Genomic DNA, 425 nt, shown 5'->3' with positions numbered 1-425 from the left:
CGCGGCCACCTGGCCGTGGTCCTCGCGGCTCGGTGCGGCGATCTGGATCAGCGTCGCGCTCTGGCGCATCTCCGGGTAGCGGTCGAGCATCTCGCGGAACGCCTGCACGTGCTGCGGCAGCCCCTTCGAATAATCGAGGCGGTCCACGCCGAGCAGCAGCTTGCGGCGCGAATACTCGTCGCGCATCTGCTCGTAGATGTTGAGGCCGTCGTCTTCGCTGGCCATCTGCGCGAATCCGTCCACGTCGATGCCGATCGGGAAGGTGCCCACCCGGATGGTGCGGTCGAAGGCGCGCAGCCGTTCGCCGTCGATGAATTGCGCGTTGGCCTCGGCTTCGGCGTAGCGCACGAAGTGGGTGACATCGGTATGCGCCTGGAAGCCCACCAGGTCGTAGGCGAACAGCGAGCGCATCAGCCATTCGTGCT

1 protein-coding gene is annotated in these 425 nt (G+C 66.6%); it reads right to left on the bottom strand.

What is annotated here, in order from left to right:
* Positions 1 to 425, bottom strand: a 425-nt coding sequence (locus tag FQ746_RS01635; protein WP_186310599.1) for a trehalose-6-phosphate synthase, incomplete at both ends; no start/stop codon positions are given.

Source organism: Paraburkholderia sp. BCC1886 (assembly GCF_900996245.1).
Classification (GTDB): domain Bacteria; phylum Pseudomonadota; class Gammaproteobacteria; order Burkholderiales; family Burkholderiaceae; genus Paraburkholderia.
The sequence above is the reverse complement of the archived record's forward strand: the minus strand, read 5'-3'. Positions and strand labels throughout refer to the sequence as shown.